This window comes from Nitratireductor sp. OM-1 (assembly GCF_003296175.1).
Lineage (GTDB): Bacteria > Pseudomonadota > Alphaproteobacteria > Rhizobiales > Rhizobiaceae > Nitratireductor > Nitratireductor aquimarinus.
Map to the genome: position 1 here is coordinate 3,881,104 of NZ_CP029208.1, position 14,238 is coordinate 3,895,341.

The 14,238-nt window shown below is 62.3% G+C and carries 14 protein-coding genes; 8 read left to right on the forward strand and 6 right to left on the reverse strand.

Annotation, left to right across the window (positions count from 1 at the left end; genetic code table 11):
* Window positions 1–7 precede the first annotated feature (7 nt).
* The 3 genes from DEJ54_RS18550 to DEJ54_RS18560 all read right to left on the reverse strand — a co-directional run bounded on the left by DEJ54_RS18550 (window position 8) and on the right by DEJ54_RS18560 (window position 3,377).
* On the reverse strand, window positions 8–1,156 hold the full coding sequence (locus DEJ54_RS18550; protein WP_113155864.1) for a hypothetical protein: 1,149 nt from the start codon (window positions 1,154–1,156) through the stop codon (window positions 8–10).
* Between the two features lie 179 nt (window positions 1,157–1,335).
* Window positions 1,336–2,424, reverse strand: coding sequence for a hypothetical protein (locus DEJ54_RS18555; protein WP_113155865.1), 1,089 nt, complete (start codon window positions 2,422–2,424; stop codon window positions 1,336–1,338).
* A gap of 20 nt (window positions 2,425–2,444) precedes the next feature.
* A complete protein-coding gene (locus DEJ54_RS18560) occupies window positions 2,445–3,377 on the reverse strand; it encodes a LysR substrate-binding domain-containing protein (RefSeq protein ID WP_113155866.1) in 933 nt (310 codons plus the stop codon).
* Between the two features lie 101 nt (window positions 3,378–3,478).
* Here DEJ54_RS18560 and DEJ54_RS18565 point away from each other — a divergent pair, with 101 nt between their 5' ends.
* Window positions 3,479–4,489, forward strand: a complete 1,011-nt coding sequence (locus tag DEJ54_RS18565; protein WP_113156397.1) for a YeiH family protein — start codon at window positions 3,479–3,481, stop codon at window positions 4,487–4,489.
* Window positions 4,490–4,498: 9 nt separating this feature from the next.
* Here the strand turns inward: DEJ54_RS18565 and DEJ54_RS18570 are convergent, their stop codons facing one another.
* Entirely contained in the window at window positions 4,499–5,119 is a 621-nt protein-coding gene (locus DEJ54_RS18570; protein WP_113155867.1) for a thymidine kinase, read from the reverse strand.
* Window positions 5,120–5,347: 228 nt separating this feature from the next.
* Between DEJ54_RS18570 and DEJ54_RS18575 the strand changes: the two genes are divergently transcribed.
* The 6 genes from DEJ54_RS18575 to DEJ54_RS18600 all read left to right on the forward strand — a co-directional run bounded on the left by DEJ54_RS18575 (window position 5,348) and on the right by DEJ54_RS18600 (window position 11,029).
* Window positions 5,348–6,295: a choline ABC transporter substrate-binding protein gene (locus tag DEJ54_RS18575; protein WP_113155868.1), complete on the forward strand. Its 948-nt coding sequence runs from the start codon at window positions 5,348–5,350 to the stop codon at window positions 6,293–6,295.
* Between the two features lie 149 nt (window positions 6,296–6,444).
* Window positions 6,445–7,299: a choline ABC transporter permease subunit gene (gene choW, locus DEJ54_RS18580; protein WP_113155869.1), complete on the forward strand. Its 855-nt coding sequence runs from the start codon at window positions 6,445–6,447 to the stop codon at window positions 7,297–7,299.
* Window positions 7,296–8,483: a choline ABC transporter ATP-binding protein gene (gene choV, locus DEJ54_RS18585; RefSeq protein WP_113155870.1), complete on the forward strand. Its 1,188-nt coding sequence runs from the start codon at window positions 7,296–7,298 to the stop codon at window positions 8,481–8,483. The genes choW and choV overlap by 4 nt, the downstream gene beginning before the upstream one ends.
* A 134-nt stretch (window positions 8,484–8,617) precedes the next feature.
* The gene (locus DEJ54_RS18590) at window positions 8,618–9,379 is read left to right on the forward strand and encodes an SDR family NAD(P)-dependent oxidoreductase (protein WP_113155871.1); all 762 of its coding nucleotides are present in this window, start codon (window positions 8,618–8,620) and stop codon (window positions 9,377–9,379) included.
* Window positions 9,380–9,461: 82 nt separating this feature from the next.
* Window positions 9,462–10,232: a HugZ family protein gene (locus tag DEJ54_RS18595; RefSeq protein WP_113155872.1), complete on the forward strand. Its 771-nt coding sequence runs from the start codon at window positions 9,462–9,464 to the stop codon at window positions 10,230–10,232.
* Window positions 10,229–11,029, forward strand: a complete 801-nt coding sequence (locus DEJ54_RS18600; protein ID WP_113155873.1) for an RNA methyltransferase — start codon at window positions 10,229–10,231, stop codon at window positions 11,027–11,029. Before DEJ54_RS18595 ends, DEJ54_RS18600 begins: the two co-directional genes overlap by 4 nt.
* 17 nt (window positions 11,030–11,046) lie before the next feature.
* On the opposite strand, the gene DEJ54_RS18605 is transcribed toward DEJ54_RS18600, so the two are convergent.
* Together DEJ54_RS18605 and DEJ54_RS18610 are read right to left on the reverse strand one after the other, a co-directional pair.
* Complete coding sequence (locus DEJ54_RS18605; protein WP_113155874.1) at window positions 11,047–12,327, reverse strand: hypothetical protein; 1,281 nt, start codon at window positions 12,325–12,327, stop codon at window positions 11,047–11,049.
* A gap of 182 nt (window positions 12,328–12,509) precedes the next feature.
* Entirely contained in the window at window positions 12,510–13,100 is a 591-nt protein-coding gene (locus DEJ54_RS18610; RefSeq protein WP_113155875.1) for a DUF1134 domain-containing protein, read from the reverse strand.
* A 470-nt stretch (window positions 13,101–13,570) separates the two neighbouring features.
* Here DEJ54_RS18610 and chpT point away from each other — a divergent pair, with 470 nt between their 5' ends.
* Window positions 13,571–14,203, forward strand: coding sequence for a histidine phosphotransferase ChpT (gene chpT / locus DEJ54_RS18615; protein ID WP_113156398.1), 633 nt, complete (start codon window positions 13,571–13,573; stop codon window positions 14,201–14,203).
* The last annotated feature ends 35 nt before the right edge of the window (window positions 14,204–14,238 follow it).

The window sequence follows — 14,238 nt, forward strand, 5'->3', positions numbered from 1 at the left end:
GAATGTCCTATACGTCGGTGATGACCCGCCCGCCCGAAATGACGTGCACGTCGTAGCCATCGAAAATCTTCTGCGCTTCGCCTGCGGCATAGAGCGCCTGATAGGCCTCATGCGGCACGAGCGCGTGCTGCTCATAGGCGCTCACGCCCATGCGGGCGGCGTCCAGATCGTCGGTATCAATGAAGAACTCTTCGCGCGCCGGCTGGCTGGACCACAGCCCCTTGCGGGCCGGGCGCTCGGTCTTGGAATAGACCTCCTGCACCGTCCAGGTGAGAAGCCACGCGTTTTCGCGCCGGCGCACCCTGCCGAGCACGTCAGACACGGTGGAATTGTTCTCCGTGATGCCGGCCGTGTAGAACGGCCCCAGCACCACCCGGCGCAGCTGCTTGGGGTGGAGATGGTCGAAATCCTTGTCGAGATTTCCGGCAATGGTGGCGGGCGACAGGGAATAGGCGGAGTTCTTTTCCGCGAAATCGTCGAATTGATGCGCAAGCTCCGGGTTGAGCAGACCGCCGACCGGAAACCCGATATCGACGTCCTCCCTGAGCTTTCCTTCGTCGGAAACCAGCGCCTTGAGCATGCCGGGCGAGGAATCCTCGACCGCCGCCATGTAGACCATGGGCAGGCTCGAATTTCCGTCAAAAGCGCCCCAATGCACCAGATAATAGGGCCGTTTTGTCTTCGGATTCACCGAAACGCGCACGGTTTCCGGCAAAATGAAGGGCGAGAAGATCTTTCCCTCCTTCACCTCCTCCAGATAGAGGCGCTCGGCCATGGACTGCTGGAGATCCGCAGGGAACGCGCGGTGACGCAGAATGAAATCGACCATCTCGGCGCGCAGCTCGTCCGGACCGGAAATGCCGGCCAGCCGCTGTTCCGCCTGCCGCCGGTCGTTCTCCAGTTCCAGAACGCTCTGAAACACCGGATATCCGCTTTCGGCCCGCTGGATGCGGAACTTTTCCATGAAACCGAGCCGGTTGCGCCAGCAGTCGAAGGACCGCTCCAGCCGGCCGATATAGGGCGCAACCACTTCGGCCACGAGGCCGTGGGACTGAAACGGCGAGGCCGTGCGGTCGCCGAAATAGACGCCTAGCCCTTCGAGCGCGGACGCAATGGCATCGAAATAACGCGCTGCGGCGTCAGGAGCGGTGTTCATGCAAAAGACCTGTTCTGGGACCTTGGCGTACGCCCCTCATCCGCCTGCCGGCACCTTCTCCCCCCATGCGGCGAGAAGGAAGAGGGTCGCCATGTAAACGTCCCCCTCTCCCCGCGAGCGGGGAGAGGGCAAGGGTGAGGGGCGAGGCTCCGCATTGAAGGTCCGCGCACTGTATGTCGTCACGCCCGGACGTAATTGGCCGCGTCGTGCTTCTTCATGACGTCTTCGAAGCGGCGGGCGAAGGCATCGTCGGCGAGCTTTTTGCGGCGCTGAATGTCGGCGGTGGTGACCATGTTCTTTTCGTGCAGCTCAAGCAGATCGCCAATGTGGCGCTGCGCGGCGGCGCCGATGCCGGCCATGGTTTCCTCGGCCGTGTTGTCGACCTGCGACCCAAGCGTGTTGATGCGGTGAGCCACATCCTGCTGGGCGGCGGTCTTCAGCGAATCTTCAAGCGCCTTGTAGAGAACGATGCGCTGCTCGGTGTCGATGGTCAGCTTGTTGATCAGCGTCGACTGGGCAGCGATCTGGTTGTTGAGCGAATCCACGAAGGTCTCGAACATGGACGTGTAGCGCTCAAGCGTCTGGCTCTCGGCGAGCAGTTCCTGCTCTTTCGCCTGCGCCTCATTGTATTCGGTGGCAAGCTTCGAGCGCTCGCCCTCAAGTTCCGTACGATCCTTCTGGTTCGTGGAAGCGGCAATGCGGTTCTCGATGTCGAGCAGCATCGGGTTCAGCTCCTCGATGCGCTTCTGCGTCGTTTCCAGATTGGTCATGGTGGATTTGCGGCGCTCGATCACCTGCCCAAGGCTTGTCTCGGACGTTTTGTAGCGGTCCTGAAGAACCTGCTTCTGGTCCTGAAGAATGCCGGTGATGGTGTCGGATTTGGCAAGCAGTTCCTGCAGATTGCCCGACAGCGACATGTTGCGCACGCGCTCGGTGCGCATGCGCTGCTTCTTCTGCTTGGAGAAGATGCCGATGAAGTTCTCCCAGCCGGTATAGCTCTTCATGCTTTCGAATTCGGAGCCGAACACATTGGTGGCGTCCTCGAGCCCGATGATCAGGTCGGCGATGTTGGCCTCCATCACCTTCTGCTGCGAAAGCACATCCTGAATGCGGGCGTTCTCGATGTCGAAATCGGCCTGGCCGATCTTCTCGTCGGTGCGCGCGAGCTTGTCGAGAACGGTTCCCGACTGCTCGATCCTGGAGCGCATGTCATCCACCACCTCGCGGGTCTTGGCGATCTCGGTGTCGAAATTCTGCAAGGTGGCCATGCTGGTGCGCTCCGCAAATGTCAGGGTTGCGGAAATATATGTGTGTCGATTGACGATTGAAAGACGTTGCCGGCCTCAACACACAATTCCTCCAGCGCCGTGGCAGCCCCACTCTGGCGTCTTTCCCTGTGTCGCAACAGGCTGAAATCACGCGCGCCGAGGTCGATATTGGCCAGTTTCAGCAGGCCGCGCTCCACCAGCGGCCCGGCAGCGGCCATGGAAACGGCAGCCGCGCACCCGCCTTCGCGCACGGCCGAGAGAACCGCCTCATTGGAAGGAAAATCCATCACCAGATCGAGCGCGGCCGGGTCGATGCCCATCTCCACGAGCGTGCTTTCAAACGCCGTGCGCGTGCCCGATCCCTCCTCGCGCATGATCCACGCCGCCCCCGTCACGAGATCGGCAGGTTGCAGGGCGGCGCCCGACGCCCAGACATGGTCTGGCGCAACGACAATCGCCATCACGTCGCGGTCCACCCGCCGGACGGAAAGGGCCGGTTCGTCCACCCTGCCCTCCACCAGCCCGACCTCGGCCACGCCCTCCAGCATCGCATCGGCCACCATGCGCGTGTTGCCGACCGTCAGCTTCAGGGAAATGCCCGGGTAGAGCTTGTGAAAACGCATCAGCACCGGCGGCAGCCAATAGCTCGCAACGGTCTGGCTGGCATGAACGTTGAGCGTGCCGCGGCGAAGCCCGCCAAGCTCGGACAGCATGGTTTCCGCCGAACGCACACGCGCAAGCGTCGCCTGCGCCTCGCCCAGAAACACCCTGCCGACACGGGTCAGCTCGATGCGGCGGCCAACCCGGTGAAAAAGCTCCACGCCGTAATAGCTTTCGAGCGCCTTGATGGAGGCGCTGACCGCGGAAGGCGTGCGCCCCACGGCGGCAGCTGCCTGGGTCAGGTGCTCCCGCTCGGCAACGGCTACAAAGATCAGCAATTGTTCAAAGGTCATGGCATCATTCGATTTTTACGAACGATATATGGCAAACTATTCGATAGAAGTCGATAAAGCGCCATGCGACCAAGAATGCGTCATTGCATCAGGTCGCATTCATGTCCGCACTTCGCCACCCGCTCCGGCTTCTGCCGGGCCTTCTTCTCTCCGTGCTCGTCGCGGGGCTGGCGCTGGCGGCCGCATGGGCGGAACAGGCGTGGTTCGGCGAGGCGTGGCTTGAAGGGCTTGTGCTCGCCATCCTGTTCGGCGCGGCCATCAGCTCCCTTGCCCGATTAAGCCCCGCCTTCCGGCCCGGCATAGACTTCTGCGCCAAGGCGGTTCTGGAAGTGGCGATCGTTCTGCTCGGCGCATCGATCAGCATCGCCGCGCTGGGGGAAGCCGGTCTCGGACTGGTGGGCGGCATCGTCGGCGTGGTCGCGCTGTCGCTCCTTGCGGGCTATGCGATCAGCCGCGCGCTGGGCCTTTCGCCCGGCCTTTCGACGCTGGTTGCCTGCGGCAATTCCATCTGCGGCAACTCGGCCATCGCCGCAGCAGCACCCGTGATCCGCGCCGAAGCCTCGGAAGTCGCGGCGTCCCTTTCCTTCACGGCATTCCTGAGCATTCTTGTCGTGCTGCTCCTGCCGGTCCTCTATGTCGCCATCGGCATGAGCCCGGTGCAGTCCGGCGTCTTTGCCGGCCTCACGGTCTATGCGGTGCCGCAGGTTCTGGCGGCAGCTGCGCCAGCCGGGGCCATCGGCATTCAGGTGGGAACGCTGGTCAAGCTGGTGCGCGTGCTCATGCTCGGACCGGTCATCTTTCTTCTCGGCCTAGCCCATGGCCGCAAGACCGGCGCGAAACTCACCTTCCTGCAAATGGTGCCGTGGTTCATCATCGGCTTTCTGGCCATGATGGCGCTGCGCTCGGCTGACCTGATCCCCGCCGCCGCACTTGCTCCCATGCACGAGGCATCCGGGCTTCTGACCGTGGTCGCCATGGCAGCGCTCGGCCTGACGGTGGATATTCGCAGCGTGATGAAAAGCGGCGGCCGGGTGATCGTCGCAGCGCTTCTGTCGCTCACCGTTCTGGGCATTGTCAGCTATGCGCTGATCCGGTTTCTGGGCGTCGCCTGACGGGGCGCTCTACCCGGCGGCGCTGCCGGCAAAGCCCACGAGATCTTCCGCCTTCCAGCGGCCCATCTCTTCTTCCCAATGCTTTCTACAAAGCGAGACATAGACATCCTTGCCGATGGCGACCTGTGCGCCCTTCCTGGCAACCTTGCCGTCCGGCCCCAGCCGCACCACCATGGTGGCCTTGCGGCCACAGCGGCAGATCGTGCGCACCTCGCGCAATTCATCCGCCAGCGCCAGAAGCGCCTGCGATCCGGTGAAGAGATTGCCCTGGAAATCGGTCCTCAGCCCGTAGCACATGACCGGGATGCCCAGCCTGTCGGCGACGCGGGCAAGCTGCCAGACCTGCTCTTCCTCAAGGAACTGCGCTTCATCGACAAAGACGCAGTGAACATTCGTGTGGCCGTGATGCTCTGCAACGCGGGCGTAGAGATCGTCTCCGTCGCGGAACATCTCGGCATCGCTTTCAAGCCCGATGCGTGAAGAGATATAGCCGCCGTCTTCCTTGCGATAATGACCGGCCACAAACAACATCGTGCTCATGCCGCGCTCACGATAATTGTAGGACGCCTGCAAGAGCATGGTCGACTTGCCGGCGTTCATCGTCGCATAGTGAAAATAGAGCTTTGCCATCGCGCTGCCTGTATCTTTCGCGCTCTTAAACACCACCAGCGCTCTTTAGAAAACGCCGCATTGTTTTTCTTCCACCGGAATACCGTCGCCAACGGCACGTTGCATGGCGCAAACAGACACTCGTTTGCACTTGCAGCGCCCCCGAATTGGTGGTTGCCTTTGAATAAATTGGCAAAGCCGGTTAAGACCCGCCCTTTGCCGGACAACAATCATAAAAGGAGAGCTGTCATGTTACCCAGCCGAAAGAAGACACTGGTACTCGGGCTCGCCGCAAGCCTGTTCTCGGGCGCAGCGTTCGCCGCAGAAGCCGATTCCTGCAAGGCCATCACATTCTCCGACGTCGGCTGGACCGACATCACCGCAACCACCGCAACCGCGTCCGTGGTGCTGGAAGGCCTCGGCTATGAGCCCGAAACCCAGGTGCTTTCGGTGCCGGTGACCTATGCCTCGCTGAAGAACAACGACGTCGATGTGTTCCTCGGCAACTGGATGCCGACCATGGAAGCCGATATCGCGCCCTACCGCGAAGACGGCACGGTGGAAACGCTGGTCACCAATCTGGAAGGCGCAAAATACACGCTGGCCGTTCCGAAATACACCTATGATGCGGGCCTCAAGAGCTTCGCCGACATCGCCAAGTTCGCAGACGAGCTGGATGGCGAGATCTACGGCATCGAGCCCGGCAATGACGGCAACCGCCTGATCCTCGACATGATCGAGAACGACACGTTCGGCCTGAAGGATTTCGAGCTCGTGGAAAGCTCCGAAGCCGGCATGCTCTCGCAGGTCCGCCGCGCCGTCGGCTCCAAGAAGCCCATCGTCTTCCTCGGCTGGGAACCGCACCCGATGAACGCCAATGTCGAGATGACCTATCTTGAAGGCGGCGACGACGTGTTTGGCCCCAATTACGGTGGCGCAACCGTGCACACCAACACCCGCGCCGGCCTTTCCGAAGAGTGCCCGAACCTCGGCAAGCTTCTGAAGAACATGGTCTTCTCGCTCCAGATGGAGAACGAGATCATGGGCAAGATTCTCGATGACAATCAGGAGCCGCAGAAGGCCGCCGCAGAATGGCTGAAAGCCAATCCGGACGCGCTCGGCCCGTGGCTTGAGGGTGTGACCACCTTCAGCGGCGAGACCGGTCTCGACGCCGTGAAGGCCCATCTGGACATGTAGTCCGGCAGCCGGCGCGCAGGCCTGCATGAGTGCAGCTTCGCGCCGGCTCCTCCTCCTCCTTCCCGACCGGGAACGGAGACTGCCGGTTCTTCACCCGGCACCTGCACACGCAAGAAGAAGAAATCCGCAGAAAGGAACTCCCCGGGCTCATGGACCCTGTTTCAGAATGGATCGCAGACTGGAAAATTCCCATCGGCCGGTGGGGCCGTGACTTTTTCGATTTCCTGACCACCAATTTTGCCTGGCTGTTCGACACGCTTGCAGAGGTGCTGGCCGACATCCTCGACGGCATGGTCGACCTTCTGCTCGCCATCCCGCCCATCGGGCTGGTGCTGGCCATTGCCGCCCTTGCCTATGGTCTTCAGCGCTCGTGGAAGCTCGCGCTTGCCGTGGCGCTCGGTCTTGCCTTCATCATCAATCAGGGGCTCTGGGAAGAAACGGTCGAAACGCTTGTGCTCGTCGTGGCCGCGGCCGCCGTATCCATGGCCATCGGCGTGCCGGTCGGCATCTGGGCCGCGCACAATGCGCGCGTCTACCAGTTCCTGCGCCCGGTCCTCGACCTGATGCAGACGCTGCCAACCTTCGTCTACCTGATCCCGGTGCTCATCCTGTTTGGCCTCGGCGCGGCCCCCGGTCTCATCGTGACCGTCATTTTCGCATCGCCCGCACCGATCCGCCTCACCTATCTGGGCATCACCTCCGTTCCACAGCCCATGCTCGAAGCGGGCCAGGCCTTTGGCGCAACCAAGCGCCAGCTTCTGTGGAAAGTGGAGCTGCCGGCTGCCCTGCCCTCCATCATGGCGGGGCTGACGCAGTGCATCATGCTGTCGCTTTCCATGGTGGTGATCGCCGCCCTGATCGGCGCTGACGGCCTCGGCAAGCCGGTGGTGCGCGCGCTCAACTCGGTCAACATTCCACTCGGCCTTGAAGCCGGTCTCGCCATCGTCGTGCTGGCGATCATTCTCGACCGCATCGCGCGGATCGAACGCAGGAGCGACAAATGAGCGTGGCCGTCGAATTCCAGAATGTCGACATCCTGTTCGGCACGGACAAACAGAAGGCCGACGCCCTGCCGCTGGTGGACGCGGGCAGGAACCGCGAGGAAATCCTTGCCGAAACGGGCGCGGTGCTTGGCTGCGCGGGCTGTGACCTCACCGTGGAGCGCGGCGAGATCTCCGTTCTCATGGGGCTTTCAGGCTCCGGCAAATCCACGCTTCTGCGTGCGGTCAACCGGCTGAACACGGTGGCGCGCGGCAATGTCATCGTGCATGACGGCGAGTGGCAGGCAGATGTGGTCAACTGCTCGCAGGCCGAACTGCGCAAGATCCGCCGCGAATGCGTGGCGATGGTCTTTCAGCAATTCGCACTCCTGCCGTGGCGCACGGTGGCGGAAAATGTCGGCTTCGGGCTGGAGCTTGCCGGCGTGCCCGCCGCCGAACGCAAGGAGCGCGTCATGGCGCAGCTCGAACTGGTTCACCTGACCGAATGGGCCGACAAATATGCCCATGAGCTTTCGGGCGGCATGCAGCAGCGCGTGGGCCTTGCCCGCGCCTTCGCGACGGAAGCGCCCATCCTGCTCATGGATGAGCCGTTCTCCGCACTCGATCCGCTGATCCGCACCAAGCTGCAGGATGAGCTGATCGAACTGCAGGAACGGCTCAAGAAGACCATTCTGTTCGTGAGCCACGATCTTGAGGAAGCGCTGAAGATCGGCAACCGCATCTCCATCATGGAAGGCGGCAGGATCGTTCAGACCGGCGCGCCGGAAGACATCATTCTGGCCCCGGAGAACGATTATGTGCGCGAGTTCATCTCCAATGTGAACCCGCTCTCGGTGCTGACCGCTTGGAACGTGATGCGCGATGTGCGCGATCTGGAGCCTGCCGGCGAAGGCTGGCTCTGGCTCGACCGCCGCCGCACCACCCGCTTCAAGTTCGATGAAAACATGCTGGTCATCGATGCCGAGCGCAACAAGAAGCCGGCCATCTGGGTTTCCTGCGACAATATCGAGAATCTGCCGGAAGACAGGCCAAAGGTCTTCTGGGCGACGGCCGGCACATCACTGAAAACGGTGATGCGCGCCATGCAGCAGTCGCAGACCGCGCCCGTAGCGCTGTTCGACGATGCTTCCCGCTTTGTCGGCGCCATCGGCATCCGCGACGTTCTGGGCTCCATCATCCGGCGCTGATGCAGCTTGAAACGCCTCGCTCGAATGAAGGGCGGGGCGTTTGATCCCGGACGAACGAACCGAAACCAGTTCGCCGTTTCCAGCGCCCGTGAACCGGTCTAGTCTGCCTCCCCAAATCAAAGGGAGGTCTTTTCATGAATCCATCCGGCGTTGTTGCACTCGTTTCGGGCGGCGGCTCGGGACTTGGCGAAGCCACCGCACGCGCACTTGCCGCCAGGGGGGCCAGGGTGGCCATCGCCGATATCGGCATGGAGCGGGCGGAAGACGTTGCCGCCGACCTTCAGGGCATCGCCGTCAAATGTGACGTGAGGAGCGAGGAGGACGTTCAGGAAGCGATCCGCATCACGACCGAAAAGCTCGGGGCCCCACGCATCCTCGTCAATTGCGCCGGCATCGCCATTGCGATGAAGACCGTCGGCAAGGATGGTCCGCACCCGCTCGACCTCTACCGCCGGGTGATCGAAATCAACCTTCTCGGCACGTTCAACATGATCCGGCTGTTTGCCGCACAGGCGCAGGAGCTGGAACCGCTCGACGGTGGCGAGCGCGGCGTGATCGTCAACACGGCCTCGGTCGCCGCCTTTGACGGGCAGGTCGGCCAGGTTGCCTATTCCGCCTCCAAGGGCGGCGTGGTGGGCATGACGCTGCCGATCGCGCGCGATCTTTCGCGCTCGGGCATTCGCGTCTGCACCATTGCGCCGGGCATCTTCAAGACGCCGATGATGGCCGGACTGCCGGAAGACGCACAGGCCTCGCTTGGCCAGCAGGTGCCCTTCCCGCCGCGCCTTGGCGAACCGTCGGAATATGCAGCGCTCGCCTGCCACATCGTGGAAAACCAGATGCTGAATGGCGAGACGATCCGGCTCGATGGCGCAATCCGCATGGCGCCGCGATAGGCAGGTCCGGATATCCCCGCCGGGGACTTGAAGCCGCCTATTTCTTGAGCGAAAGAAGCATATTAAAACAGACGAGGCGGCAATGAGCGACGAAAAGAAAAAAGACGTTATCCTTGAAACCGATGCAGACGCGATCCGTCTCGGGCGCACGCTGTTAAGGGTGTCGCGTTTTGGCGCGCTCGCCACGGTCGATCCGGACGACGGCGCTCCGTTTGCAACGCGCGTCGCCACCGCCACCGATCTTGATGGCGCACCGCTCATTCTCGTCTCCGGCCTCTCCGCCCACACAAAGGGGCTTGAAGCCGATCCGCGCTGCTCGCTGCTCATCGGCGAGCCCGGCAAAGGCGATCCGCTGGCCCATCCGCGCCTCACCGTAAAGGCCACGGCGCACAGGCTGGAGCGCGACGGCGATGCCCACGCGCTTGCCAAGCGCCGCTATCTGGCGCGCCATCCCAAGGCGAAACTCTATGTCGATTTCCCCGACTTCGCGATCTATCGGCTGGAGCCTGAAACGGCGCTCCTCAATGGCGGCTTTGCCCGCGCCTACAGGCTCACCCGAAGCGACCTTCTGAGCGACAGCCCGGCCCTTGCGGGACTGGCCGAGGCAGAGGCTGGCGCGATCGCGCATATGAACAGCGACCATGCCGATGCGGTGGAGAACTATGCCCGGCATTTCGCCCGCGCGCAGGCCGGAAAGTGGCAGCTCACCGGCATCGACCCCGACGGCGTGGACCTGGCGCTTGGCGACGATACGCGCCGCGTCTTTTTCGCAGAACCGTTGAGCGACGCCGCACAGATGCGCCCCGCCCTCGTTGAGATGGCCAGGGAAGCGCGCGCCGCGCTGGCCGCATGAAACGCACGCTGATCCGCATCGAAGAGGCTGACGATCCGCGCATTGCGGCCTATCGGGATATTCGCGAGCGCGATCTGGTGGGCCGGCAGGGCCGCTTCGTGGCCGAAGGCCGCGTGGTGCTGAACGTACTCTTCTCCACCAGCCGCTTTTCGGCAGAAAGCGTCTTTTTGCGGGAAAACCGGGTCGACGGCCTCGCCGATCTGATCGAACACATCCCGGACGACGTGCCTGTCTATGTGGCCAGCGGCGCGGTGATGGACCAGATCGCCGGATTTGAAATCCATCGCGGCATTCTGGCCATTGGCAAAAAACCGGAGACGACCGGCAACGAGCTGCTCGACACGCTGCCGGCGCAGGCGCTGGTCGTGGCGCTCTCCGGTATCTCCAATCATGACAATATGGGCTCGATCTTCCGCAACGCGGCGTCATTTGGCGCAGCCGCAATCCTGTTGACCGACGATTGCTGCGACCCGCTCTATCGCAAGGCCATCCGGGTTTCGGTCGGTGCAACGCTCAAAGTGCCGTTCGCGCGGATCAGCGATCCCGACGCCCTTGCCGGAGCACTGGAGAGCCGTGGCTTCTCCATTCTTGCGCTCAGCCCGCGTGGCGGGATCGACATTGCCGATGTGGAGCGCACGCCGCGTCACGCGCTGCTTCTGGGCAGCGAGGGGCACGGGCTTTCACAGGATGTGATGGACCGGCTGCCGACTGCACGGATTTCCATGGCGGATGATTTCGACAGCCTCAATGTGGCTGCGGCGTCGGCCATCGCGCTTCATCGGCTCTGGCGCGGCTGAACGCGGCGTTTGGCGATTTAGCCCTTCGTCTGCGCGCGCAGCGCACGCACCCGCTCGGCAAGGCTGAGCGGGCGACCCTCGGCGCCTTCGGGCTCCGCCTTTTCAAGCAGCCTGGTAATCGGCGTGTCCGTGCCTTCCAGCGCCGCCGTTAGGCTCACAACCTCGGCTGCGAGGCTGTGGATCTGCTCGCGCAGCGCATCGTCTGCGCGCGCGGTATCGGCTGGAGCCTTCTGCTTCGCGCCGCCAGCGGTCTTCGCCTTTTGGGCTGAAAGGTCTGCGCGAAGTTTCTTGTTTTCCTGCATGAGGCGCGAAATGCGTGTCTGCAATGTCTCTCGCTCGTCATTAAAGTCTTGCGCTGGGAAGCCTTGCGCCCGGAAGTCTTGCGCCGGCGTGCTTCTGCGCACGCCGCCTTCGCTCAGAACCGTTCCAAGCTGCAGCGATTTGTCGGCCAGTTCACGCGCGAGCCGGTCGCGCTCTTCTTCTGCTTCGCGAAGCCGCCGGGCGGCCTGCGTGGAGAGGCTTTCCGTGCTGGCGTTCGTAATGTCCTGACGCAGCCGCGCGATTTCACCCTCGCGGCGCTCCAGCTTTTCCTCAAGCTCGTAGAGAACCCGCATCTGGCCCTCAAGCTTCTTCTGCAGATCCGCATTGCGCTTCTCGGCCACCTTGAGCCCGGCCTCGGCCTGATCGCGCGCCGTCTCCGCGTCGCGCGCTTCGCGGATCGCTTCCTTGCGTTCCCGGCGAAGCAAGGCCAGATCGCCCTCGACCTTGCGCAGCTCGGTTTCGCGCGCAACGAGTTCGATCTGCCGGCTGCTGGCAAGCAGCCGCTCTTCCTCATAGGCGTCGTTGAGCTGAAGCAGCCCCGCGCTGCGCGTCTCGAGCTCGGCAAGCGTCTCATCGAGCCTTGCTTCCAGCGAGGCAATCGCTTCGGCCTTCTCATCGAGCGCCTTGGCCTGCCGCTCAACCTCCCCCTTCAGCCGGGCGATCAGCCGCTCCTGGGCAGCCCGCTCTTCGGAAAGGCGGCGCGCCTCTTCACTCATGCGGGAGAGTTCGACCAGTTGCGCGGACGTCTTGTGGTTGAGATTTTCGATGTTCATCTCGAGCCGGCGCGCAGCCATGGCGTGGCTTGCGCGCAGCCTGTCCTTCTCCGCCTCCAGCTCATTGGCCGAAAGCGGCATGCTGGCTTCAATGCGCTTGGTCGTGAGACGCACAGCACGACGCCAAAGGATCGGCGCCAGCAGAAGAGCCACAAACCCCGCTATGAAGAAGCCCAGAAGAAGGAGCAGTATGGTCTTGATCACCGCATGAAACCCATGTCGTCGTGAAAGCCACAGCGATTTGCCGCTTGCAGCCGGTTCCTTGGGTCACGCAAAAAGGCGTCCACGTCAAGCTGATAGGCACGCCTGCACGGCCCAAAGACGGAAAGAGCGGCGCATCGCATCTGCGCGGCGCCGCTCCCGAATGGTCTGACGTCTGGTCTGGATCAGAAGGGATTCCAGGTCGGACGCGGGGTCAGCTTCAGATAGCCGAGATTGACGCCCAGACGCGCGCCGACACCGGTACGGATCGGAACCAGAACCATGTTGTCGTTGGTCAGCGCGTTGAAACCGAGACCCGCAACCAGATAGGCCGAGCCGGCAACGCCGCCGAAACGACGGTAAAGATCGTTCACCGAGTTGAGATTGTAGACCAGGATCATCACGCGCGATCCCTGGCCGCCATAGTCCCAGCCGATGGAAGGCCCCTGCCAGAAGACCTTATGGTCACCGGCATTCTTGGTGTAGAGCATGCCCTCGCCATAGGTGAGGCCGCCGATGAAAGCGCCAGACCCTTCTTCGCCGAGAACATAGCCGTTCGGCAGACCGTAATTGGAAAAGATCCGCTCGACCACGGCGGCAAGACCGCCGGTCGTCGCGCCGAAGAAGCCGTGACCGGCCTCAACGATCTCTCCTGCCGAGTAAGTATTGTTGGCGCGCGCCGCGTTCGTCGTCAAAGACAAGGCGCCAAGGCCGACCGCACAAACAATCAACGCGGCCTGGATGAGCCGCGTCCAGTCAAAAAGCCTTGCAGGCATTGTTCATTCTCCATCAATGAGTGGCTGTCAGAGACCGCCCCGTCATCGCCCCGCACAGAGCCACAACTGCTTAAAACTAGGCTCCGAATCTTTTCTAATTGTTAACCTCACATCAAAGATGCTTGGCAAAGGTTCTTCAGACCCCGAAAAACCGGCCACGGCAGCCGGATCTGTTTGCGATCAGAGCCAAACTGTTGCCGGTTTTAACGGGCCTGTGTAACCAGAAATCGTGCGTTTCATGATCTGATTCGGTCAGGGACTGGAGCCTGCGCAAAGTCAGAACCAATGGATTGCCGTGCGCCCCTTCGGGCGCACAAAGGACAGTCCGAACCATTAACGAAGCATCGGAATAGCCCGAAAACCGGTTTCCACTTTTCGGACCGATGCTCTGGAGCAGAGACCGGCCAGCCCCGTGGCGAAAGCAGACGGAAAAGGCCTGATTGGCAACAACGTCTGGAGGACAGATGCCCGTGTCCGAACTTTTCTCGCTGAGCGCCCCCGATCTGGCAGCTCTTCTGTGCAGCCGCGTTTGCCACGACATCATTTCTCCGGTGGGCGCCATCAACAATGGCCTCGAATTACTGGATGAAGGCGGCGCCGACGAAGACGCGATGAACCTGATCCGCGCAAGCGCGGTCAACGCATCGGCGCGTCTCCAGTTCGCCCGCATCGCCTTCGGCGCAGCCGGTTCTGCCGGCATGCAGATCGACACGGGCGACGCCCAGACGGTCGCGGCTGCCTTCATCAACAATGAAAAGCCCGAACTCGAATGGCACGGCGTGCGCGCCCTTCTGCCCAAGAACCAGGTCAAGCTGCTGCTCAACCTGCTTCTGGTCGCCAATGCGGCGATCCCGCGCGGCGGCAGGCTGCGGGTCTATCTGGAAGACACCGACACCAATGCGCATTTCGTGATCAAGGCCGAAGGCCCGATGCTGCGCGTCCCGCCGAAGTTCCTCGAACTGCACTCGGGATCGAAGCCGGATGAGCCCGTCGACGCCCACAGCGTGCAGTTCTATTACACGCTGCTTCTGGCCAAAGAGACCGGCATGAACGTGAACATTCGCGCCACGGCGGATGAGATCATTCTCTCTGCGGCAAAATAGAGAAGATTAACCATACCTCTTTGCCGCAGCTTTAC

Excerpts from the sequence above, each read along its gene's own strand:
- DEJ54_RS18550 (WP_113155864.1), bottom strand. The coding sequence starts at position 1,156 with ATGAACACCGCTCCTGACGCCGCAGCGCGTTATTTCGATGCCATTGCG.
- DEJ54_RS18555 (WP_113155865.1), bottom strand. The coding sequence starts at position 2,424 with ATGGCCACCTTGCAGAATTTCGACACCGAGATCGCCAAGACCCGCGAG.
- DEJ54_RS18560 (WP_113155866.1), bottom strand. The coding sequence starts at position 3,377 with ATGACCTTTGAACAATTGCTGATCTTTGTAGCCGTTGCCGAGCGGGAG.
- DEJ54_RS18565 (WP_113156397.1), top strand. The coding sequence starts at position 3,479 with ATGTCCGCACTTCGCCACCCGCTCCGGCTTCTGCCGGGCCTTCTTCTC.
- DEJ54_RS18570 (WP_113155867.1), bottom strand. The coding sequence starts at position 5,119 with ATGGCAAAGCTCTATTTTCACTATGCGACGATGAACGCCGGCAAGTCG.
- DEJ54_RS18575 (WP_113155868.1), top strand. The coding sequence starts at position 5,348 with ATGTTACCCAGCCGAAAGAAGACACTGGTACTCGGGCTCGCCGCAAGC.
- choW (WP_113155869.1), top strand. The coding sequence starts at position 6,445 with ATGGACCCTGTTTCAGAATGGATCGCAGACTGGAAAATTCCCATCGGC.
- choV (WP_113155870.1), top strand. The coding sequence starts at position 7,296 with ATGAGCGTGGCCGTCGAATTCCAGAATGTCGACATCCTGTTCGGCACG.
- DEJ54_RS18590 (WP_113155871.1), top strand. The coding sequence starts at position 8,618 with ATGAATCCATCCGGCGTTGTTGCACTCGTTTCGGGCGGCGGCTCGGGA.
- DEJ54_RS18595 (WP_113155872.1), top strand. The coding sequence starts at position 9,462 with ATGAGCGACGAAAAGAAAAAAGACGTTATCCTTGAAACCGATGCAGAC.
- DEJ54_RS18600 (WP_113155873.1), top strand. The coding sequence starts at position 10,229 with ATGAAACGCACGCTGATCCGCATCGAAGAGGCTGACGATCCGCGCATT.
- DEJ54_RS18610 (WP_113155875.1), bottom strand. The coding sequence starts at position 13,100 with ATGCCTGCAAGGCTTTTTGACTGGACGCGGCTCATCCAGGCCGCGTTG.